General features: G+C 70.5%; 24 protein-coding genes. 13 read left to right on the forward strand and 11 right to left on the reverse strand.

What is annotated here, in order from left to right:
- Nucleotides 1-41: 41 nt before the first annotated feature.
- Entirely contained in the window at nucleotides 42-1052 is a 1011-nt protein-coding gene (locus AC3RX0_RS06660) for an alpha-ketoacid dehydrogenase subunit beta (RefSeq protein ID WP_491505126.1), read from the reverse strand.
- Entirely contained in the window at nucleotides 1049-2173 is a 1125-nt protein-coding gene (gene pdhA, locus AC3RX0_RS06665) for a pyruvate dehydrogenase (acetyl-transferring) E1 component subunit alpha (protein ID WP_491505127.1), read from the reverse strand. The genes AC3RX0_RS06660 and pdhA overlap by 4 nt, the downstream gene beginning before the upstream one ends.
- Nucleotides 2174-2344: 171 nt before the next feature.
- Between pdhA and AC3RX0_RS06670 the strand changes: the two genes are divergently transcribed.
- The gene (locus tag AC3RX0_RS06670) at nucleotides 2345-2818 is read left to right on the forward strand and encodes an Lrp/AsnC family transcriptional regulator (RefSeq protein WP_491505128.1); all 474 of its coding nucleotides are present in this window, start codon (nucleotides 2345-2347) and stop codon (nucleotides 2816-2818) included.
- Nucleotides 2819-2852: 34 nt separating this feature from the next.
- On the opposite strand, the gene AC3RX0_RS06675 is transcribed toward AC3RX0_RS06670, so the two are convergent.
- A complete protein-coding gene (locus tag AC3RX0_RS06675) occupies nucleotides 2853-3749 on the reverse strand; it encodes an alpha/beta fold hydrolase (protein ID WP_491505129.1) in 897 nt (298 codons plus the stop codon).
- Nucleotides 3750-3829: 80 nt separating this feature from the next.
- On the opposite strand from AC3RX0_RS06675, the gene AC3RX0_RS06680 reads away from it, so the two are divergent.
- Nucleotides 3830-4546, forward strand: coding sequence for an exonuclease domain-containing protein (locus tag AC3RX0_RS06680; protein WP_491505130.1), 717 nt, complete (start codon nucleotides 3830-3832; stop codon nucleotides 4544-4546).
- A gap of 81 nt (nucleotides 4547-4627) precedes the next feature.
- Here AC3RX0_RS06680 and AC3RX0_RS06685 read toward each other — a convergent pair whose 3' ends face one another.
- The 3 genes from AC3RX0_RS06685 to glgA form a co-directional block, all read right to left on the reverse strand.
- Nucleotides 4628-4882 (reverse strand): type B 50S ribosomal protein L31, encoded by a 255-nt coding sequence (locus tag AC3RX0_RS06685; protein WP_491505131.1) that lies wholly within the window; start codon nucleotides 4880-4882, stop codon nucleotides 4628-4630.
- A 62-nt stretch (nucleotides 4883-4944) separates the two neighbouring features.
- Nucleotides 4945-5748 (reverse strand): ABC transporter ATP-binding protein, encoded by an 804-nt coding sequence (locus tag AC3RX0_RS06690; RefSeq protein WP_491505132.1) that lies wholly within the window; start codon nucleotides 5746-5748, stop codon nucleotides 4945-4947.
- A 10-nt stretch (nucleotides 5749-5758) separates the two neighbouring features.
- Nucleotides 5759-6964: a glycogen synthase gene (gene glgA / locus AC3RX0_RS06695; protein WP_491505133.1), complete on the reverse strand. Its 1206-nt coding sequence runs from the start codon at nucleotides 6962-6964 to the stop codon at nucleotides 5759-5761.
- Between the two features lie 46 nt (nucleotides 6965-7010).
- On the opposite strand from glgA, the gene glgC reads away from it, so the two are divergent.
- Genes glgC through AC3RX0_RS06710 form a run of 3 tightly spaced genes read left to right on the forward strand, consistent with a single transcriptional unit; the run spans nucleotide 7011 to nucleotide 9653 of the window.
- Nucleotides 7011-8255, forward strand: coding sequence for a glucose-1-phosphate adenylyltransferase (glgC, locus tag AC3RX0_RS06700; RefSeq protein ID WP_491505134.1), 1245 nt, complete (start codon nucleotides 7011-7013; stop codon nucleotides 8253-8255).
- 20 nt (nucleotides 8256-8275) lie between these two features.
- Nucleotides 8276-8911 (forward strand): phosphoserine phosphatase SerB, encoded by a 636-nt coding sequence (serB, locus tag AC3RX0_RS06705; RefSeq protein ID WP_491505135.1) that lies wholly within the window; start codon nucleotides 8276-8278, stop codon nucleotides 8909-8911.
- Nucleotides 8912-8957: 46 nt separating this feature from the next.
- Complete coding sequence (locus AC3RX0_RS06710; protein WP_491505136.1) at nucleotides 8958-9653, forward strand: alpha/beta fold hydrolase; 696 nt, start codon at nucleotides 8958-8960, stop codon at nucleotides 9651-9653.
- Nucleotides 9654-9657: 4 nt separating this feature from the next.
- On the opposite strand, the gene AC3RX0_RS06715 is transcribed toward AC3RX0_RS06710, so the two are convergent.
- Complete coding sequence (locus tag AC3RX0_RS06715; RefSeq protein WP_491505137.1) at nucleotides 9658-10368, reverse strand: beta-ketoacyl-ACP reductase; 711 nt, start codon at nucleotides 10366-10368, stop codon at nucleotides 9658-9660.
- A gap of 84 nt (nucleotides 10369-10452) precedes the next feature.
- Here AC3RX0_RS06715 and AC3RX0_RS06720 point away from each other — a divergent pair, with 84 nt between their 5' ends.
- Genes AC3RX0_RS06720 through AC3RX0_RS06730 form a run of 3 tightly spaced genes read left to right on the forward strand, consistent with a single transcriptional unit; the run spans nucleotide 10453 to nucleotide 12084 of the window.
- The gene (locus AC3RX0_RS06720; RefSeq protein ID WP_491505138.1) at nucleotides 10453-10932 is read left to right on the forward strand and encodes a DUF3099 domain-containing protein; all 480 of its coding nucleotides are present in this window, start codon (nucleotides 10453-10455) and stop codon (nucleotides 10930-10932) included.
- A complete protein-coding gene (locus AC3RX0_RS06725) occupies nucleotides 10929-11153 on the forward strand; it encodes a hypothetical protein (protein WP_491505139.1) in 225 nt (74 codons plus the stop codon). The genes AC3RX0_RS06720 and AC3RX0_RS06725 overlap by 4 nt, the downstream gene beginning before the upstream one ends.
- A 7-nt stretch (nucleotides 11154-11160) precedes the next feature.
- Nucleotides 11161-12084 carry an SURF1 family cytochrome oxidase biogenesis protein gene (locus tag AC3RX0_RS06730; protein ID WP_491505140.1) on the forward strand — a complete coding sequence of 308 codons (924 nt, stop codon included), beginning with the start codon at nucleotides 11161-11163 and terminating at the stop codon, nucleotides 12082-12084.
- A 120-nt stretch (nucleotides 12085-12204) separates the two neighbouring features.
- Here AC3RX0_RS06730 and AC3RX0_RS06735 read toward each other — a convergent pair whose 3' ends face one another.
- Complete coding sequence (locus tag AC3RX0_RS06735) at nucleotides 12205-13803, reverse strand: ABC-F family ATP-binding cassette domain-containing protein (RefSeq protein WP_491505141.1); 1599 nt, start codon at nucleotides 13801-13803, stop codon at nucleotides 12205-12207.
- A 192-nt stretch (nucleotides 13804-13995) separates the two neighbouring features.
- On the opposite strand from AC3RX0_RS06735, the gene AC3RX0_RS06740 reads away from it, so the two are divergent.
- Genes AC3RX0_RS06740 through AC3RX0_RS06760 form a run of 5 tightly spaced genes read left to right on the forward strand, consistent with a single transcriptional unit; the run spans nucleotide 13996 to nucleotide 18830 of the window.
- Nucleotides 13996-15033 carry an iron-siderophore ABC transporter substrate-binding protein gene (locus tag AC3RX0_RS06740; protein WP_498165901.1) on the forward strand — a complete coding sequence of 346 codons (1038 nt, stop codon included), beginning with the start codon at nucleotides 13996-13998 and terminating at the stop codon, nucleotides 15031-15033.
- On the forward strand, nucleotides 15030-16079 hold the full coding sequence (locus AC3RX0_RS06745; protein WP_491505143.1) for a FecCD family ABC transporter permease: 1050 nt from the start codon (nucleotides 15030-15032) through the stop codon (nucleotides 16077-16079). The genes AC3RX0_RS06740 and AC3RX0_RS06745 overlap by 4 nt, the downstream gene beginning before the upstream one ends.
- Complete coding sequence (locus AC3RX0_RS06750; protein ID WP_491505144.1) at nucleotides 16076-17131, forward strand: FecCD family ABC transporter permease; 1056 nt, start codon at nucleotides 16076-16078, stop codon at nucleotides 17129-17131. The genes AC3RX0_RS06745 and AC3RX0_RS06750 overlap by 4 nt, the downstream gene beginning before the upstream one ends.
- Entirely contained in the window at nucleotides 17128-17937 is an 810-nt protein-coding gene (locus AC3RX0_RS06755; protein ID WP_491505145.1) for an ABC transporter ATP-binding protein, read from the forward strand. The genes AC3RX0_RS06750 and AC3RX0_RS06755 overlap by 4 nt, the downstream gene beginning before the upstream one ends.
- Nucleotides 17934-18830: a siderophore-interacting protein gene (locus tag AC3RX0_RS06760; protein WP_491505146.1), complete on the forward strand. Its 897-nt coding sequence runs from the start codon at nucleotides 17934-17936 to the stop codon at nucleotides 18828-18830. Before AC3RX0_RS06755 ends, AC3RX0_RS06760 begins: the two co-directional genes overlap by 4 nt.
- Before the next feature lie 52 nt (nucleotides 18831-18882).
- On the opposite strand, the gene AC3RX0_RS06765 is transcribed toward AC3RX0_RS06760, so the two are convergent.
- The 3 genes from AC3RX0_RS06765 to sufC are packed head-to-tail and all read right to left on the reverse strand — an operon-like array spanning nucleotide 18883 to nucleotide 21221.
- Complete coding sequence (locus AC3RX0_RS06765; protein WP_491505147.1) at nucleotides 18883-20046, reverse strand: MalY/PatB family protein; 1164 nt, start codon at nucleotides 20044-20046, stop codon at nucleotides 18883-18885.
- A gap of 53 nt (nucleotides 20047-20099) precedes the next feature.
- On the reverse strand, nucleotides 20100-20429 hold the full coding sequence (locus AC3RX0_RS06770; protein WP_018170657.1) for a metal-sulfur cluster assembly factor: 330 nt from the start codon (nucleotides 20427-20429) through the stop codon (nucleotides 20100-20102).
- A 9-nt stretch (nucleotides 20430-20438) separates the two neighbouring features.
- A complete protein-coding gene (gene sufC / locus AC3RX0_RS06775; protein WP_491505148.1) occupies nucleotides 20439-21221 on the reverse strand; it encodes a Fe-S cluster assembly ATPase SufC in 783 nt (260 codons plus the stop codon).
- Nucleotides 21222-21249 lie beyond the last annotated feature (28 nt).

Genomic DNA, 21249 nt, shown 5'->3' on the forward strand with positions numbered 1-21249 from the left:
TCCTCCTTCAACGGCCGCTGCGCGGCCCGGGCTCATGCCCATCACAGTTCAACCCCCGTCAGGCTGTTCGGGCGGTCCATCACGCGGTCGACCGCGTCGAGGATCCGGTCCAGGTCGGGCACGTGGTGCTTCTCGAGCTTGGCGGGCGGGTACGGGATATCCCAGCCCGTGACGCGTACCGGCGCCGACTCGAGGTAGTTGAAGCAGCGCTCGGTCACGCTCGCGATGAGCTCGGCGCCGAGGCCCGCCTCGCGCGCCGCCTCGTGGGTGACCACGACGCGGCCGGTCTTGCGCACCGATGCGCTCACGGTCTTGTAGTCCACCGGCGACAGCGAGCGCAGGTCGATCACCTCGATCGAGATACCCTCGTCTTCGGCGGCGGTCGCGGCATCCATCGCCGTCGCCACCTGCGCGCCGTATGTCAGCAGCGTCACATCCGTACCCGGCCGCGCGATACGGGCCAGGCCCATCGGGGCGGCATCGGCCAGATCCGTGTCGAGGTTGACCTCGCCCTTGGTGTGGTACAGCCGCTTCGGCTCGAAGAACACCACCGGATCGTCGCACGCGATCGCCTGGCGCAGGACGGTATACGCGTCCTGCGGATTGGAGACGGCGACCACGCGCAGCCCCGAGGTGTGCACGAAATACGCCTCGGGCGATTCGGAGTGGTGCTCGGCGGCGCCCACGCCGCCGGCCCACGGGATGCGGATCGTGATCGGCATCTTCACCGCGCCCTGCGAACGGTAGTGCAGCTTGGCGACGTTCGAGACGATCTGGTCGAACGCCGGGTACACGAACCCGTCGAACTGGATCTCGACGACCGGACGGTAGCCGCGATACGCGAGTCCCACGGCGGTGCCGACGATCCCGGACTCCGCCAGCGGCGTGTCGACGATGCGCTTGGCGCCGAACTCATCGAGCAGGCCGTCGGTCACGCGGAACACGCCGCCAAGGCGGCCGATGTCCTCGCCCATGACCAGGACCTTGTCGTCGTCGCGCATCGCGCGCCGCAGCCCCTCGTTGATGGCCTTGACCATCGTCAGCTGAGTCATCGCGCCGCCTCCGCGTCCTCGAAGCCCTCGAGGTAGGCGCCGAACCACGCCTTCTCGTCCTCGAGTCCGGAGTGCGGCTCGGCGTACACGTTGTCGAGGATGCTGATGGCCGGCGCCGTCGTCATCTGCAGGCACGCCGCACGGACCGCGGCGCCCAGGTCATCGGCATCCTTCGCCACCTGCGCGGCGAACTCGTCGTCGAACGCGCCCTGAGCGCGCAGGTACGCCTCGACACGGGCGAGCGGGTCACGGGCGCGCCAGCGCTCCACCTCGTCCTTGCCGCGGTAGCGCGTGGGGTCGTCGCTCGTCGTGTGCGGACCCATGCGGTAGGTCACCGCCTCGATGAAGGCCGGGCCCTTGCCGCTGCGCGCGTGCTCGAGCGCCCAGCGCATCGCGGCCGTGACGGCCAGGACGTCGTTGCCGTCCACCCGCATGCTCGGGATGCCGTAGCCCGGCGCCCGTCCCGCGATGGGGGTCTTCGCCTGCACTCCGACCGGCTCGCTGATCGCCCACTGGTTGTTCGAGCAGACGAACACCACCGGGGCGCCGTAGGACGCGGCGAAGATCATCGCCTCGTTGACGTCGCCCTGGCTGGTCGCGCCGTCGCCGAACCACGTCGCCACGGCCTGGTCCGTGCCGTCGCGCTGGATGCCCATCGCGTAGCCGACCGCGTGCAGGGTCTGCGCGCCGATGATGATCTGCGGGATCGCAGTGCCCAGTTCGTTCGGGTCGTAGCTCGAGTGCGCCTCGCCGCGCCAGGCGCGCAGAAACCCCTCGGGCTCGGCGCCGCGGGCGTAGACCACACCGGTCTCGCGGTAGCTCGGGAATGCGAAGTCGTCGGAGCGAAGCGCCCGGGCGGTGCCGATCTGCGTGGCCTCCTGCCCCTGGCACGGGGCCCACAATCCCACCTGGCCTTGACGCTGGAGGGCCATGCCCTCGGCGTCGATGCGGCGCAGCAGCACCATGTCGCGGTAGAGCCCGCGCAGCTGCTCGGCGTCGACGTCGGCGACCCAGGGGTCGAGCTCGCGGTCGGCGATGCGCTCACCGTCGGCGGTCAGCAGACGCGCGACGTCGTCGACGTCGCTCTTGAGGTCTGCAGCCGGGGTCAGGGTGTTCACCATTGGTCATCCCTCCTTCTCGCGGGTCCCTCGTGAGGCGCACCGCGTGACGAGCCGGCGTCATCACCGGATACCGTGAGAGTACGTCGGATTCACACCTAGCTCAAGCATCCGCCGTCATAGTGAGCATGTTGCGCAGATGCAACCTCATCCGACGTGCTAATGTTTCGCACTATGGCTCAACTGGACAGCGTTGATCTCGAGCTTCTCGCCACTCTCTCGCACGAACCGCGCGCGACCGTGGTCGCGATCGCCGACAAGCTGGGCCTGAGCCGCAATACCGTGCAGGCGCGCATGGCGCGCCTGGAGCGCTCGGGCGCCTTCCTGTCGTTCGAGCGGGCGATCTCGGCCAGTGCCCTCGGCTTTCCGATCGAGGCGTTCATCAGCGTCACGGTGCGCCAGGCGGATCTGCCCTATATCAGCACCGAACTGCACCGGATCCCCGAGGTCGTGCAGGCCCACGGGCTGAGCGGTCCGATCGATCTGCTCGTGCAGGTCGCATGCCGCGACACGCAGCACCTGTTCGACACCGACGCCCGGATCCTCGCGATCGACGGCGTCGAGCGCACCGAGACCTCGCTCGCGATGGGCGAGGTGATCGGCTACCGCGTGCGCCCTCTCATGGACCTGGCCCGCGACGGCCTCTGACTCCAAGCCACCGTGTGCCCTCGGGCTGCGCGGCTCAGGGCAGGAAGGCGTGGATCGCGGCGGCGGCCTCGGCCGGCGTCTCGTAATGGATGAGATGCCCGACCGCGGGGATCTCGACGAGCGTCGCGTCCGGGAAGAGCGTCGCGAGCTCGCGCTCCTTCTCGATCGGGGTGATGTCGTCGCGCTCGGCCGCGATCAGCAGCGTCGGCCGCGCGATGCGCGCCGCCGACTCGCGCACGTCGTGCGAGACGCTCGTGACGAACGCGTCGTGCAGCGCGTCACGATCGGCGAAGCGCGAGAAGTACGTGTCGTGCTGGTCGTGGACGAACCGGCGCAGCGCCGGGTCTTTCGTCTTGACCATCGCCATGCTCATCACGCGCACGATCAGCCCGTTGCGCAGCAGCGCCTCGCCAACTCGCCCCGGCAGCTTCGCGCCGAGCCAGTAATAGAGGACGGCGAAGCGCGTGAGGATGCCACGGGGCCCCTCGAGTGCGGGCGCGCCGATGGGGTTCACGAGAATCAGCCGGGGCGTGGTCAGCCCCGCGGCCACGGCTGCCGCAGTCACGATGGACCCGAAACTGTGGCCGAGGACGACAGCTCCCGGGGCGACCTCGGCGGCGAACGCGGTGAGCCAGTCGACGTATGCGCTCAGGTCGTGCCGACGGTCCGGCACCGGTGGCGTCTCGCCGAAGCCGGGCAGGTCGGGCGAGACGACGCGCACGCCGGGCAGATGTGCGACGACGGGCTCGAGTCCGTGATGCTCGCCGCGAAATCCGTGCACGGCGATGATCGTGGTCTGCGCATCGTCGGGCCCGTACACCCAGTACACGGTCGTCCCGCCGAGGATCTCGGCCTCGCGGCGGACCACGGGGACCTCGGCGAGCTGCTGCGCGTACGGGTTCGCCACGGACGGCTGTCGGGTCTGGGTCACTCCCCGAGTCTAAGGACTGCGGCCGCCCATCCCCGGCGTGGGACCCGGCGATGTCCGCGGGTTCGCATACCGTGGGCGACATGGATCAGCTGCCCCTCTTCGATACACCGGAATGGTCGCGTCGAGTGGGGGTGTTCGATCTCGAGACCACGGGCATCGACGTGACCCGCGATCGTGTGGTGACCGCGCACGTGGGCGTGCTCGACGCCGCGGGGACCGTGCTCAGCGCGCAGAGCTGGCTGGCCGACCCCGGGGTCGTGATCCCGGATGCCGCGACCGCCGTGCACGGCATCTCCACCGCTCACGCCCGGGCGCACGGCCGCCCCGCCGCCGAGGTCGTCGCCGAGGTGTCGGCCGCGCTGCGCGCCCTGCTGGACGCGGGCATTCCCGTCGTCGCATACAACGCCCCGTACGACTTCTCGCTGCTCAAGCACGAGGCGGTCCGGCACGGCGTGGCGCCGATCGCCGAGCCCACGCCGGTGATCGACCCGCTCGTGATCGACAAGGCGTACGACCGGTACCGGCGCGGCAAGCGCACGCTCACCGCGGTCGCCGAGCATTACGCCGTCCGCCTCGACGGCGCGCACCAGGCCTCGGCCGACGCCGTCGCGGCCGGTCGGGTCGCGCTCGCTCTCGTGGAGCGGTTCGCCGACCGCCTGCCGCCCACGGCGGCGCAGCTGCACACCGACCAGATCGGATGGGCGCGCGACCAGGCCGAGAGCCTCACCGACTATTTCGTGCAGATCGGCCGGATCGACCCGGCCGAGAAGCTCGACGGCAGCTGGCCGATCCGCTGATGCGCCCCGCCGCGGCTGAGCTCGGGAACGCCGAAGGCCCCGCCGGAGCGGGGCCTTCGGGACGCTGCTGGGCGCTTCGGCTTACTTGCCGGCGCCGAAGTTCTTGAAGCGCTGGTTGAACTTCTCGACGCGGCCGGCCGAGTCGAGGATGCGCTGCTTGCCCGTGTAGAACGGGTGCGACGCCGACGAGATCTCGACGTCGATGACGGGGTACTCGACACCGTCGAGCTCGACCGTCTTGTCGCTGGTCGCGGTCGAACGCGTGAGGAAGGTCTCGCCCGAGCCCAGGTCACGGAACACGACGGCGTGGTAGTCGGGGTGGATGTCAGTCTTCATGGAATTCCTTGCGAGTGCGGAAGGGAAATCTACGGCGCGAGAAGCACCAAGGGTCGATTCTATCAGGGCCGGACGGGTTCCTGCGACGCAGCACGTGCCGTGTGCCGTCCGTCGTCGCTCGTGAGCACGATCGGCATGCCGAACGTCGCGCTCAGGTTCTCGGCGGTCAGGGTCTCGGCGAGGGGTCCGGCCGCGACGACCCCGCCCTCGCGCAGCAGCAGCACATGCGTGAATCCGACCGGGATCTCTTCGACATGGTGGGTCACCATGACCATCGCCGGCGTCGTGGGCGCCTGCGCGTACCCGCCGAGCAGCTGCAGCAGCTCTTCGCGGGCGCCCAGGTCCAGGCTTGCGCTCGGCTCGTCGAGCAGCAGCAGTTCGGGGTCGGTCATGACGGCGCGGGCGATCTGCACCCGCTTCTGCTCCCCCTCAGACAGCGTGCCGAACGTCCGGTCGGCGAGGTGGTCGAGCTTCCACTCCGCGAGCACCCGCAGCGCACGACGCTCGTCGATGTCCTCGTACGCCTCGTTCCAACGCCCGAGCACCGAGTACGCCGCCGTCATCACGGTGTTCAGCACGGTCTCTTCGGGCGGCATCCGCCGGGCCATCGCCGACGAGGCGAAGCCGATGCGCGGGCGCAGGTCGAAGACGTCGGTGCGACCGAGCCGCTCGTCGAGGATGGTGACGCTGCCGGTCGTGGGGTGGCTCAGGGTCGCTGCAAGCTGCAGGATCGTCGTCTTGCCGGCGCCGTTGGCGCCCAGCACGACCCACCGCTGGTCGTCGTCGACGGACCAGTCGATGTGGTCGACGATGTTCCGGGCGTTTCTGCGGACGACGACGTCGGAGAACTCGAGGACCTGGGGCATGCTCCCAAGCCTATCGGCCGGAACCGGTCACCTCCGCGTACAGCGCGGCGGTCTGGCGCGCGATCGTCGTCCAGCTGAAGTCGGCGCTCGCACGCTCGCGCCCGGCCCGTCCGTAGCGCGCGGCCTGTTCGGGATCACCCACCACCTCGGTGAGCACGGCGGCCAGATCGGCCACGAACTGCTCTGGGTCGTTGGGGGTCCCGGTGCCGTCGTCGGCCTGGTCGATCGGCACGAGCCGGCCGGTGACCCCGTCCATCACCACCTCGGGAATGCCGCCGGTCGCCGTGCCCACCACCGCCGCTCCGCAGGCCATCGCCTCGAGATTCACGATGCCCAGGGGCTCGTAGATCGACGGGCACACGAACGTGGTCGCGGCGGTCAGCACCGTGCACAGCTCGTGTCTGCTCAGCAGCCGGTCGAGCCACACGACCCCGTCGCGCGCGGCCTGCAGGTCGCGGACCAGTCCGGTCACCTCGGCCATGATCTCGGGCGTGTCGGGGGCACCCGCGCACAGGACGACCTGCACCTCCGGCGGCAGCAGCGCCACGGCCCGCAGCAGATAGGGCAGGCCCTTCTGCCGGGTGATCCTTCCGACGAACACCACCGAGGGCCGCCTCGAGTCGACTCCCAGGGAGCGCAGCAGCTCGGGATCCTCGATCGGATGCCACTGCTCGACGTCGATGCCGTTGTAGATGACGCGCACCTTGCGGGGGTCCAGTCCCGGGTAGTTGCGCACGATGTCGGAGCGCATGCCGTCCGAGACCGCGACGATCGCCGCGGCCCCCTCGTAGGCCGTCCGCTCGATGAAGCTCGAGACGTCGTACCCGCCGCCCAGCTGCTCAGCCTTCCACGGGCGCAGCGGCTCGAGGCTGTGTGCGGTGACGATGTGCGGGATGCCGTGCAGCAGTGAGGCGAGATGACCGGCGAAGTTCGCGTACCAGGTGTGACTGTGCACCACGTCGGCGCCCGCGACGTCGGCCACGATCTCGAGGTCTGTGCCGATCGTCTGGATCGCCGGATTGGCCGAGACGAGCTCGGCCGGCACGCCGTACGAGGTCGTCGCGGGCTCGTCGCGCGGGGCGCCGAACGCGTGGACCCGCACGTCCAGGCCGGCCGCGGCATCCCCTCGCATCGCCTTCACCAGCTCGGTGACGTGCACTCCGGCGCCACCGTAGATCTCGGGCGGGTACTCCTTCGTGACGATGTCGACGCGCATGTCAGGAACGCTAGTACAGACGCAATCCGGGGCATAGTGTGGTGCCATGCCAGCCGCACCCAAGGTCTTCGGAATCATCCTCGCCGGCGGTGAGGGCAAGCGGCTGATGCCGCTGACGGCCGATCGTGCCAAGCCCGCCGTGCCGTTCGGCGGGCAGTACCGGCTCATCGACTTCGCCATCTCGAACCTCATCAACTCGGGTCTGCGCCAGGTAGTGGTGCTCACGCAGTACAAGTCGCACAGCCTCGACCGGCACATCTCCCAGACGTGGCGGATGTCGGCGCTGCTGGACTCGTACGTCGCATCGGTGCCCGCGCAGCAGCGCCTGGGCAAACGGTGGTTCTCGGGCTCTGCCGACGCGATCCTGCAGAGCCTGAATCTGATCAACGACGAACAGCCCGACATCGTCATCGTCATCGGCGCTGACCACGTCTACCGGATGGACTTCCGGCAGATGCTCGATGCGCACATCGCGTCCGGCGCCCGCGCGACGGTCGCCGGCATCCGCCAGCCGCTCGGGCTCGCGCACCAGTTCGGTGTGATCGACGTCGACCCCGAGGCGCCCGGCCGCATCCGGCAGTTCCTCGAGAAGCCGCAGAACGCGACGGGCCTGGCCGACGCCCCGCACGAGGTGCTCGCGTCGATGGGCAACTACATCTTCGACGCCGACGCGCTCATCGAGGCGGTCACCGCCGACGGCGAGGCGTCCACATCGAACCACGACATGGGCGGCGACATCGTGCCGTACTTCGTCGATCGCGGCGAGGCGGCCGTCTACGACATGAAGCTCAACGCCGTGCCCGGCTCGACCGATCGCGACCGGTCGTACTGGCGTGACGTCGGGACGATCGACTCGTTCTTCGACGCGCACATGGATCTCATCTCGACCCTCCCGGTGTTCAATCTGTACAACACGGAGTGGCCCATCCACGCGCAGTCGGTCAACTCACCGCCGGCCAAGTTCGTCCGCGATTCGGTGGGCCGGATCGGCAACGCGATCGACTCGATCGTCTCGCTGGGCTCGGTGCTGTCTGGCACGCACCTGGAGCGCAGCGTCGTGGGACCGTGGACGCTCGCCGGCGGCGGGTCGACGATCACCGATGCCGTGCTGTTCGACCATGTGCGCGTCGGTCAGGGCGCCCGCGTGCACCGCGCGATCCTCGACAAGAACGTCGTGCTCGACGACGGCGCGACGGTGGGCGTGGACCGCGAGCGGGATCTCGACCGCGGGTTCACCGTCACGGACTCGGGCATCACGATCGTCGGCAAGGGCGTGCGGGTCGAGCGCTGAGGCGTCGGTAGGGTGGACGCGTGTCCGCGCGCCTTCTCGTCGTCCTCGATGCCGACTCCACCCTGATCCGCAACGAGGTGATCGAGCTCATCGCCGATGAGGTCGGACGCCGCGCCGAGGTCGCTGCGGCCACCGAGGCCGCCATGCGCGGTGAGGTGGACTTCGCCACCAGTCTGCGCTCGCGGGTGCGGGCGCTGCGCGGTGTGCCGACAGCGGCGTTCGCGCAGGTGCTGGCCAGGGTCGAGCCGACTCCCGGCGTGCGCGAGCTCATCGCCGCCGTCCACGAGCGCGGCGGCATCGTGGGCGTCGTCTCGGGCGGGTTCCACGAGATCCTCGACACGGTCGCCCGCGAGCTGGGAGTGGACGAATGGCGTGCCAACCGCCTGCACGTCGAGGACGGAGCGCTCAGCGGTCAGGTCGACGGTGACATCGTGGATGCCGCGGTCAAGGCATCCACGCTCCGCGAATGGGCCGATCGGCACGGCGTCGTGCCGGAGCGCACGATCGCGGTCGGCGATGGTGCGAACGACCTGAAGATGATGCAGGAGGCAGCGCTCGGGCTCGCGTTCAACGCGAAGCCCGCCGTCCGCGCGCAGGCCGATCTCGTGATCGGACCCATCGATCTCGCGCAGGTCATCCCGCTGCTGCCGCGCTGACCCACCGCCCCCGAGCGGCGTCGGACCCCCTGGCTACGCTCGGGGCATGGACATCATCCTGGTACCCGGTCTCTGGCTCGACGCGTCGTCATGGGACCCGATCCTTCCGGCGCTGCGCTCGGCCGGCCATCGCGTTCATCCGCTCACCATGCCCGGCATGGGAGTGCCCGCGCCGGAGTCCGCCGAGATCGGCATCGCCGACTGGGTCTCGGCCACGGTCGAGGCGATCGATGCGGCGGCCGGGACCGTCGTGCTGGTCGGCCACTCCGGCGGCGGCAACGTCGTCTGGGGCGCCGCCGATGCACGGCCCGATCGGGTCGCACGCGTGGTCTTCGTCGACACCGTCCCGCCGCCCGGCGACAACGGCATCTCCGAGTTCGACCTCGTCGACGGCGTCGTGCCGTTCCCGGGCTGGGATTTCTTCCCCGACGAAGACGTCTACGACCTCGACGAGGCGACCCGGGCGCGCACGCTGCCACTGGCGCGGAGCGTGCCGGCACGAGTGCCCACCGATCCGCTCCGGTTGTCGGACGAGCGTCGGCACGGCGTGCCGGTGACGCTGCTCATGGGCAACGCCACGCAAGACGAGTTCGCGCCGATGATCCGCCAGTGGGGGCGCTTCGCCGACGAGTTCGAGGCGATCGAAGACAGCGAGGTCGTGCGCATCGGCTCCGGCCATTGGCCGCAGTTCTCGGTGCCCGAGCGCCTGTCCGAGCTGCTGGTTCAGGCGATCGACCGCTGAGGGCTCAATGCCCCATGCCCAGGCCGCCGTCGACCGGGATCACTGCGCCCGAGATGTAGGCGGCGTCGTCGGATGCGAGCCAGGCGACGACGCCCGCGACCTCGTCGGGGGTCGCGGCGCGGCCGAGCGGGATGCTCTTCTTGTACTCGGCCTGTGTCTCCTCGGGGAGCACGGCGGTCATGTCTGTCTGGATGAAGCCGGGCGCGACTACATTGGTCGTGATCCCCCGGCTGCCCAGCTCCCGGGTCAGCGATCGGGCGAATCCGACGAGGGCCGCCTTCGAGCTCGCGTAGTTGATCTGGCCGGCCGAGCCCAGCTGTCCGACGACGGACGAGATGAGGATGACGCGTCCCCACCGGGCCCGGACCATGCCCTTTATCGCGCGCTTGACCACCCGGAAGGTGCCGCCGAGGTTCGTGGACACGACGCTGTCGAAATCGTCCTCGCTCATGCGCAGCAGCAGCGTGTCCTTCGTGATGCCCGCGTTGGCGACGACGACGGTGATCGGTCCGAGTTGCTGCTCGACCTCGGTCAGGGCGGCGTCCACGGCAGCCGCGTCGGTGATGTCGGCGCGCACCGTGAGCGTGCCCTCGGGGCCCTCCCCCGAACGAGCCGTGACCGCCACCCGGTAGCCGGCGGCGACGAACCGCTCGGCGATCGCCCGGCCGATTCCGCGGTTGCCGCCGGTGACGAGGACGACGGGGGCTTCAGACATGGGTGACTCCGGGGATTCGCGGGCGGATGCTCGCACAAGCCTAGCGGCGACCGCGCCCGGCACGCGGCGTAGGCTGGAGTCATCGTGAAGACCACGTCGCACACCCAATCGGCCACCTCGCTGCCCCGCGCCCCGCGTGACGAGGTCGGGTCGCGCTCGCACCGCTACCTGATCATGATGGGCATCCGCGTGCTGTGCTTCCTTGCGATGGTCTTCGTTCAGCCGTTCGGCTGGTACACGTGGGTGTTCGGGGTCGGGGCGGTGTTCCTGCCGTACATCGCGGTGGTGCTCGCCAACGTCGGCCAGGACAGCAAGACCGTCGGCGCGGTGCCGCCCGAGCGTGCCCTCGAGGGAACGATGCCGGCCGCACCCGCGCACGGCCCGTCGGTGATCACCGTCCGCGAGACCCGCGAGGTCGGCGACGTGCATCGCGATGCGCGGCCGGCGTCGGCCTCCGGCGCATCGGACGCCGACGCAGGGCAGGAGTCCGAGCACGAACCCCAGACGTCGGCGGACGAGCCGCAGGCATCGTCGGGCGACGAGCCGCAGGGCACGGCGTCGTGACCTTCGCGTCCGGCGAGCCGGACGCCCCGATCTGCTCGCGCGCGGGGTGCCGTGCGGCCGCGACCGTGCAGATCGTGTGGCGCAATCCCCGCATCCACACAGACGACCGCCGTAAGATCTGGCTCGCGTGCGACGACCACGCCGCATACCTGCACGACTATCTCGCCTCGCGCCGCTTCCCGGTCGAGGTCGCCCCCTTCCGCCCCGCCGAGGACAGCTGAGCAACCGATGAGCACCCGCCGCCAGAACGCCCCGGCCGCCGTCCGGTGGACCGCCTACGTCGGGGTGGCCATCGTGTTCGCCATCGCATGCGCCTTCCTGTCGCACTGGCAGCTGAGCAAGAACGCCGATCGCACGGCGCAGCTGCAGCTGATCGCCACGAACTACGGCGCTGAACCCGTCGCCCTCGGCGACCTGCTCGCCCCGCAGCAGACACTGCCCGCCGACGACCAGTGGCGCCCGGTGACCCTCACCGGCACCTACCTCGCCGACGAGCAGCTGCTGGTCCGCAACCGCGTGCACGCCGGGACGGCGGCCTACGAGATGATCGTGCCCCTGCGCACGACCGACGGCCGGGTGTTCCTCGTCGACCGCGGGTGGGAGCCGCCGGGCAACAAGCAGCCGACGCCGGACGCGATCCCGGCCGCCCCCGAAGGGACCGTGCAGGTCGTGGTCCGCCTGATGCCGGGCGAGAACCTTCCCACAGCGGGCAAGGACGCGCCATCCGGCCAGGTGCCGTCCATCAACCTGCCGCTGATCGCGCAGAAGATCGGCGGCGCCGACGGTGCGGCGCTCGAACGCGGTGCGTACGGCCAACTCGTGTCCGAGCATCCCGCGCCGGCCACGGCGCCGCAGGCCTTCGAGGCGCCGTCGGCGGACCCCGGGCCGTTCCTGTCGTACGGCATCCAATGGATCATGTTCGCCGTGATGGGGTTCGTCTTCATCTGGTACGTGATCCGCTCCGAGCGCCGGATCCGACGCGAGGACCGGGAGGATGCAGCGGAAGTCGCAGCCCTCGCGGCCACGGATCCCGAAGCGGCCGCCCGTCTGGCCGCCGAACGCACCGCAGACCGCACCCGCACGCGCAACGCCCGGCGCGCCGACCGCGACGCCGAGGACGAGGACGCGCTGCTGGACCGCGCCGACCGCTGACCCCGGCATCCACCCGCGAGGGTACAACTCGCGGGCGAGGGTATGGCAACGGCCCGCACCCTCGACGGCCAGGTGTACCCTCGCGGTCGTGCTGCGGGGTGCCGGAGGCCGCGGCGCCGGTCAGGCCAGGGTGATCAGGTCGACGTAGTCGCGACCCCAGATGTCCTCGACCCCGTCGGGCAGGATGAGCACGCGCTCGGGGTTCAGCGCCTCGACGGCGCCCTCGTCGTGCGAGACCAGCACGACCGATCCTTCGTAGTGCGCGAGCGCCCCCAGGATCTCGTCGCGCGATGCCGGGTCGAGGTTGTTGGTCGGCTCGTCCAGCAGCAGCACGTTGGCGCTCGAGACCACGAGGGTCGCCAGCGACAGGCGCGTCTTCTCGCCGCCCGACAGGACGCCGGCGGGCTTGAGCACGTCGTCGCCGGTGAACAGGAACGAGCCGAGCACCTTGCGCGCCTCGGTGGCGCTGATGTCGGGGGCCGCCGACATCATGTTCTCGAGCACCGAGCGGTTCACGTCGAGGTTCTCGTGCTCCTGCGCGTAGTACCCGATCTTCAGCCCGTGCCCGGGTTCGACCTGCCCTGTGTCGGGGCGGTCGACGCCGGCGAGGATGCGCAGCAGCGTCGTCTTGCCCGCGCCGTTCAGTCCCAGCACGACGACCTTCGAACCGCGGTCGATCGCGAGGTCCACGTCGGTGAAGATCTCCAGCGACCCGTAGGACTTCGACAGTCCGGACGCCATGAGCGGGGTCCTGCCGCACGGCGCGGGCTTGGGGAAGCGCAGCTTCGCGACCCGGTCGACCTGCCGCACCTCGTCCAGGCCGCTGAGCAGCTTCTCGGCCCGGGCCATCATCTGGTGCGCAGCGGCGGCCTTGGTGGCCTTCGCCCCGAACTTCGCCGCCTGCTGCTGCAGCGCCGTGGCCTTCTTCTCGGCGTTCGCGCGCTCCTTCTTGCGACGCTCCTCGTCGGCGACCCGCTGGCGCTGGTAGTTCTTCCAGTTCATGTTGTAGATGTCGATGACCTCGCGGTTCGCGTCGAGGTAGAACACGCGGTTCACCGTCTCGCCGACGAGCTCGACATCGTGACTGATCACGATGAGGCCGCCCTTGTAGCCCTTGAGGAATTCGCGCAGCCACACGACGCTGTCGGCGTCGAGGTGGTTCGTCGGCTCGTCGAGGATCATCGTGTCGGCGTCCGAGAACAGGATGCGCGCGAGTTCGATGCGGCGACGCTGACCACCCGAGAGCGTGCGCAGCGGCTGGTCGAGGATCCGGTCCGGCAGGGAGAGGTTGTGGGCGATGGATGCCGCTTCCGCTTCGGCCGCGTAACCGCCGAGGGCCTCGAACCGCTCGGTCAGGTGCGAGTATCGGCGCATCGCGCGGGCCGCGGCATCCATGTCGTCCGATGCCATCAGCTCGGACGACTCGCGCATCCCGATCGCGATGCTGCCCAGGCCCCGCGCATCCAGGATGCGGGTGCGCGCGAGCATGTCGGGGTCGCCCGAACGCGGGTCCTGCGGCAGGTAGCCGAGCTCGCCCGACCGGTCGACCTTGCCCTCGGACGGCAGCAGGTCGCCGGCCAGGACCTTGGTCAGCGTCGTCTTGCCCGCACCGTTGCGCCCGACCAGCCCGATCTTGTCGCCGGGGGCGACGCGGAACGACACCTCGGACATGAGGGTGCGCGCGCCCACGCGGATCTGCAGGTCGTGCACGGCAAGCACAGTCGACGTCCGTTCGTTCGGTGAGAAGGGGATCGGCCCGAAACGGGCCAGCCTCCCAGTATAGGTTGCCGCACCGGGCGACCCCTTGAAGACGCCGGACCGCCCCGTGACCGGAGCGACGATGCGGCGTCGATACCTCTCGCGCGTGTCGGTTAGGGTAGCCTTACCTATCTGCTCGCGAAGGAGTCCCCCGTGCCCGTCCACCGTGTTCTGTCCGCGTCCGCCTTGGCCCTCGTCGCCGCTTCGTCCCTTCTGCTGGCCGGGTGTGCGAGCGTTACCGCCACCTCCGCCGGCACCGAAGAGGGGCCGTCGTCCGATGACTTTCCGGTGAGCATCGACCACGTGTACGGCACCACGACCGTCGCGCAGAAGCCGAAGCGCGTGGCCACGGTCGCCTGGGGCAATGGCGAAGTGCCGCTCGCGCTCGGGGTCGTCCCGGTCGGAATCGCCAAGGCGACCTGGGGCGACGACGACCACGACGGCATCCTTCCGTGGGCGGAGGACCGCATCGCCGAGCTCGGCGGCACGACTCCCACCCTCTACGACGAGACCGACGGCATCGACTTCGAAGCCGTCGCCGACACGCGGCCGGACGTGATCCTGGCGGCGTACTCGGGGCTCAGCGAGGCCGACTACCGGACGCTGTCGAAGATCGCGCCCGTCGTCGCCTATCCCTCGGTCGCCTGGGGCACCTCCTACGAGGACATGATCCGCATGGACGCCAAGGCGCTCGGGCTGCAGACGGAGGGCGATCGGCTGATCGACACGCTGCACGGCGAGGTCGGCGAAGCCTTGGCCGACTTCCCCGCACTGAAGGACGCGAAGGTCCTCTTCTCGTACCTGGACCCGGCCGATTTCAGCAAGATCGGCTTCTACACCCACCACGACACCCGCCCGGGTTTCCTCCAGAGCCTCGGGATGCCGGAGCCCGCCGTCGTGAGGGAGGAGTCGGCGAAGACCGACCAGTTCTACGTGACCGTCAGCGCCGAGCAGGCCGACCGGTTCGGCGACGTCGATCTGTTCGTCACGTATGGCGACGACGCCGACGCGATGATCGCGAAACTGAAGGCGGATCCGCTGCTGTCCAAGATCCCGGCGATCGCGGCCGGCCACATCGCGGTGCTGCAGAACGACACCCCGCTGGCCGCGTCGGCCAACCCGTCGCCCCTGTCGATCGGGTGGGGCGTCCACGATTACTTCGCCCTGCTGGCGAAGGCGCTCGACCGATGACGGTGGCCGCCGCGGCGGATCGCCCCGCGGCACTCGCCGTCGCGCGGCGACGCAGCCGCAGCGCGCGGCTGGGGTGGCTCGCCCTCGCCGTGGGCGCACTGGGTCTGCTCACCGTCGCGTCGGTCGCGCTCGGTGTGCGCACGGTGTCGCCGGGCGAGGTGCTCGCGGCGCTGGCGGGGCATGCCGACACGGTGGGTCAGGCCGCCGTGGTCGCGCGCCTGCCGCGCACCGTGCTCGCCGTGCTCGTAGGTGCGGCCCTCGCCGTTGCCGGCGTGTCCATGCAGGCCGTCACCCGCAATCCGCTGGCCGACCCCGGCCTCCTCGGCGTCTCGGGCGGCGCCGCCCTCGCCGTGGTGGTGTGCATCGCCGTGTGGGGGCTGTCCTCCCCCGGTGCCCTCATGGCGGCCGCCGTGGCCGGGTCGGCCGCCGCCGCGGTCTTCGTCTACGTCGTCGGCTCGCTCGGCGCCGGCGGGGCGACCCCCCTGAAGCTCACGCTCGCCGGAGCCGCCGCATCGGCCGCGTTCGCCTCGCTGGTGCAGGCCGTGCTGCTCCCCCGCGCCGAGGTCATGGAGGGCTTCCGGTTCTGGCAGATCGGCGGCGTCGGCGGCGCGACCTGGGACCGGATCGGGCTCGCGCTGCCCGCCCTGATCGTCGGCGGTGCGACCTGTCTCGTGGGCGCACACGGCATGAACGCCCTCGCCCTCGGCGACGAGGTGGCGACGGCGCTCGGCGTGCACGTGCTGCGCAGTCGGCTGATCGCAGCGGCCGGGGCGGTCAGCCTGTGCGGCGCGGCCACGGCCGTCGCCGGGCCCATCGGTTTCGTCGGCCTCGTCATCCCGCACTTCTGCCGCCTGCTGATCGGTACGGACCATCGATGGCTGCTGCCGTTCTCGGTCGTGGCAGGAGCCGGCCTGCTCGTCGCGGCCGATGTGGTGGGGCGTCTCGTGGCGCGGCCGGGCGAACTCGACGTCGGCATCGTGACGGCCCTGATCGGCGCACCGTTCTTCATCTGGATCGTCCGCCGGCAGAAGGTGCGGCAGCTGTGAGCGCGAGCGTGGTGGCACCGGATGCCACGACCGTGCGTGCGATCGTGGCAGGGCGTCGCCGGCGCGGCCGCCGCTGCGCGCTCGTCGTGACCGCGCTCGCCGCGGCCGCGGCCGCCGTGTTCGCCCTGAGCCTCATGATCGGCGACACGTTCTACGGTCCGGCCGAGGTGATGCGGGTGCTGACCGGCCAGACGGTGCCGGGCGCGTCGTTCACGGTGGGCGAGCTGCGTCTGCCGCGCGCCGTCCTCGCGGTGCTCGCAGGCTTCGCGTTCGGGGCGGCCGGTGTCACGTTCCAGACCATGCTGCGCAATCCCCTCGCCTCGCCCGATGTCATCGGCATCAGTTCCGGCGCCGGGGCCGCAGCGGTCGTCGGGATCGTGCTGCTCTCGCTCGATCCGCTCGCGGTGTCGCTGCTTGCCCTGGCCGGAGCGCTCGTCACGGCGTTCGCGATCTTCCTGCTCGCCCATCGCGGCGGCTTCGCGGCCACCCGCCTGATCCTGATCGGCATCGGGGTTGCCGCGATGCTCGACAGCGTCATCACGTACGCGCTGTCGCGCGCATCGGCGTGGGACCTGCAGGCGGCGATGCGCTGGCTCGCGGGAAGCCTCAACGCCGCCGAGTGGTCGACCCTCGCCCCGCTTGCCGTCGCGTCGGTCGTGCTCGTCCCCGCCCTGCTGTCGCAGTCGCGCGCCCTCGGCACGCTGCGGCTCGGCAGCGACATCGCGACCGGTCTGGGCGTGCACGCGCAGCGCACCCGGATCCTCGCCCTGGTCGCCGCGGTGGCGCTGCTCGCGTTCTCGACCTCGGCGGCCGGGCCGATCGCGTTCGTCGCGTTCATGTCGGGGCCGATCGCCGCGCGTCTGGTCGGCCCGTCGGCAGCTCTGCTCGCGGCCTCGGGCCTCGTCGGGACGCTGCTCGTGCTGATCGCAGACCTCATCGGTCAGTTCGCGACCGACGGGCGCCTTCCCGTCGGCGTGGTCACCGGCATCCTGGGCGCGCCCTTCCTCATCGTCCTTCTCATCCGTCTCAACCGCTCGGGAGCATCGCTGTGACCGCGTCGCATACCCTGTCCACCGCCTCTCTCACGCTCGCCTACGGCGACCGCACGATCGTGGACGGCCTCGACCTCGACATCCCCGCCGGCCAGATCACGGCCATCATCGGCGCGAACGGATGCGGCAAGTCGACACTGCTGCGGGCGCTGGCTCGCCTGCTCGCCCCGCGCGGCGGCGACGTGCTGCTCGACGGCAAGTCCCTGCGCCGTCAGCCGACGAAACGGCTCGCCCGCACGCTCGGCCTGCTGCCGCAGAGTCCCACCGCGCCGGAGGGCATCGTCGTCGCCGATCTGGTCGGCCGCGGCCGTCAGCCCCACCAGAAGCTGATCGCGCGCTGGAGCGTGCACGACGACGAGATCGTGGCGCAGGCCCTGTCGGCGACCGGGATCGCCGACCTCGCCGACCGCAGCGTCGACGAGCTGTCGGGCGGCCAGCGGCAGCGGGTGTGGATCGCGATGGCCCTCGCCCAGCAGACCGACATCCTGCTGCTCGACGAGCCCACCACGTATTTGGACGTCGCGCATCAGATCGAGGTGCTCGACCTGATCACGGATCTGAACCGCACGCACGGCACGACGATCGTGATGGTCCTGCACGACATGAACCTCGCGGCACGCTATGCCCAGCGCCTGTTCGCGCTGCGGGACGGCCTGGTCGTGGCATCCGGCCCGCCGTCCGAGGTGATGACCGCCGAACTCATCCGCGATGTGTTCGCGCTGGACTGCGCCGTCATCGAAGATCCGGTCTCGGGGGCGCCCATCGTTCTGCCCCGGGGACGCCACCACGTCAGGAGCATGGCATGAGCGAGACCTCGACGTTCTTCCACGTCCGAGTGAGCCGCATCGACGACGTCACGCCGAGCTTCCGGCGCTTCACGTTCGAGGGCGAGGCCTTGGCGGACTACGGCGACCCCGGGTTCGATCAGCGGGTGAAGCTCGTCTTCCCCGGCGCGCAGACGCCGCTGGCGGCGATGCCCACCGGCGCGGACTGGTACGACCGGTGGCGCGAGCTGGACGAGTCGTCACGTCCCCCGTTCCGCACCTACACGACGCGCGCGGTGCGTCGCGAGGCGCGGCAGGTCGACATCGACATGGTGGCGCACGACGTGGCCGGACCCGCCTCGGCGTGGATCGACGGTGCGGCCGTCGGCGACGAGGTGCTGATCTTCGCGCCGACCGTCGCGCACGAGGGCGTGAGCTTCGGCATCGACTTCGTGCCGCCGGCGCACACTGACGCATATCTGATCGCCGGGGACGAGACGGCCGCGCCGGCGATCGCGGTGATCCTCGAGCAGCTGCCGGACCACGCACGGGGCACGGTCGTGCTCGAAGTGCCCGATCCGGGCGACGTGTCGTACCTGCCCCGCCACCCGGGCTTCGAGTACCGTATCGCCGCGCGGGGAGCAGAGCGGCACGCGCACCTCGTGCCGACGACGAAGGATGCCGCAGCCGCCCTGGTGCCGGCGGGCCGCGGCGCCGACGTCGAAGAGGTCGACGTCGACAGCACACTGCTGTGGGAGGTTCCGCGCACGGCCAAGGGCGCAGCCGCACTCAAACGCGCACCGCTGTACGCGTGGCTCGCCGGCGAAGCGGGCGCGATCAAGCAGCTGCGGCGGCATCTGGTGGCCGAGCACGGCGTCGACCGGCGGGCGGTGGCGTTCATGGGCTACTGGCGCCTCGGGCGTGCCGAGGCCTGACCCGCACGTGCGGTCGATGGCGCGCTCGCGGTGCGGTCGGCGGCGCGAGCGGTCAGCCGGCCCCGACCAAGGCACCGATGCGCACGACGGCCTCGCGCAGCACCTCGGGCGAGCAGCCGATGTTGATGCGCACGTGCCCCTTGCCCTCGGCGCCGAACATCGGTCCGAAGTGCAGGGCGACCTTCGCGTCGCGCAGGATCTTCACGGCCGGGTTGTCGCCCCAGCCGAGCGCGCGCAGGTCGACCCACGCGAGGTAGCCGGCGTCGGGCATGCGATACCGGGCGCCGGGCACATGCTCGGCGAGCAGGTCGGCCAGCAGACGCCGATTGCGGTCGAGCGCGGCGAGCAGGCTGTCGAGCCACTCCTCGCTCTCGGGCGCGAACGCGGCAACGCCGGCCATGGCCCCGAACAGCCCGGTGCGCCACTCCACCTCGTCGGGCAGGGCATCGACGGCCTTCGCGGTCGCGGGGTCGGCGGTCACCATCAGCGCACACTTGAGCCCGGCGAGATTGAACGCCTTGCTCGCGCTCGTCACCGCGAAGCCGACGCGGGCCGCGGCATCCGAGGCCGCCAGGAACGGCGTGAACACGGCGTCCGGCTGCGTGAGCGGGGCGTGGATCTCGTCGCTGACGACGTGCGCACCGTAGCGCTCGGCGAGCTCTGCCAAGCCTGCCAGACTCTCGCGGCTGTGCGTGGTCCCGGTCGGATTGTGCGGGTTGCACAGCAGCACCGCGCGCGCTCCCCCGGCAAGGGCCGCCTCGATGCCGGCCAGATCGAGCTCGGGCCCGGCCGCACCGTCGATCAGAGGGACGCGCTCGACGACTCCCCCGGCCTCGGGCACGGTGTCGTAGAACGGCGGGTACACCGGCGGGGTGACGATCACCCGGTCGCCCGGGTCGATCACGGCGCGCAGGAGCTCGACGACCCCCATCATCACGTCGCAGGTCGTGCGCACCCGGGCGGGATCGACATCCCACTCGAACCGTCGCCGCGCGAACGCGACGTACGCGTCCCGGATCCCGGGGTCCGGCGGGGTGTACCCGGTGTCACCCAGCGCGATCGCCGCATTCAGGCGCGCGGTGATCGCGGGCGCCAGGGGAAAATCGGTCTCGGCGACGAACAGCGGCAGGATCTCGGCCGGATACTTGCGCCACTTCGTGCTGGAACGCTGCCGCAGCTGGTCGATCGGCAGGGCTTCGAGCGGGGTCACGGTCACGCTTCGAGCCTACCGAGGCCGCCTCGACGCCTCTCCGCGCGCGTCACGCGGCGTCAGATGGCGAAGCCGAGCGCGCGCATCATGTCGCGCCCGTCGTCGGTGATCCGCTCGGGGCCCCACGGCGGCATCCACACCCAGTTGATGCGGAAGCGCTCCACGACGTCGTCCAGCGCCTGCGCCGTCTGCTCTTCGAGCACGTCGGTCAGCGGGCAGCCGGCGCTGGTCAGCGTCATATGGATGACCAGCGCGTCGTTCTCGTCATCCCAGGCGAGATCGTAGATGAGACCCAGATCGACGACGTTGATCCCCAGTTCGGGGTCCATCACGTCTTTCAGCGCCTCGGTGACCTCGTCGTACTTCTCGGGTGTGAGGGTCGCGGTCATGCTTCGAGTCTACGCATCGATCTCGGCGGCGGGCTCGGGCTCGCCTTCGAGATACCGGTCGTAGCCTTCCTCTTCCAGCCGGTCGGCCAGCTCGGGGCCGCCCTCTTCGGCAACGCGGCCCTTGACGAGCACGTGGACGAAGTCGGGGTGGATGTAGCGCAGGATCCGCGTGTAGTGCGTGATGAGCAGCACACCGAGGTTCGTGGCGGCCTTGGCGCGGTTCACGCCCTCGGAGACGATCTTCAGCGCGTCGACGTCCAGGCCCGAGTCGGTCTCGTCGAGGATCGCGATCTTCGGCTGCAGCAGCTCGAGCTGCAGGATCTCGTGGCGCTTCTTCTCGCCGCCCGAGAAGCCCTCGTTGACGTTGCGCTGCGCGAACTTCGGGTCCATGCGCAGGTTCTTCATGGCCTGCTTGACGTCCTTCGTCCACGTGCGTACGCCGGGCGCCTCGCCGTCCACGGCGGTCTTGGCCGTGCGCAGGAAGTTCGTGACGGTGACGCCGGGGATCTCGACCGGGTACTGCATCGCCAGGAACAGCCCGGCGCGGGCGCGCTCGTCGACGGTCATGGCGAGGACGTCCTCGCCGTCGAGCGTGATCGACCCGCTCGTGACGGTGTACTTCGGGTGGCCGGCGATCGTGTACGCGAGGGTCGACTTGCCCGAGCCGTTCGGGCCCATGATGGCGTGCGTCTCACCGGTGCGGATCGTGAGGGTGACGCCGTTGAGGATCGGCGTCACGCCGGAATCGGTCTCCACGGACACGTGCAGGTCGCGGATCTCCAGGACTGACATTGATATTCCTTCGTGAAAAACGTGCGGT

It is taken from the genome of Microbacterium sp. W1-4-2 (genome assembly GCF_058349885.2).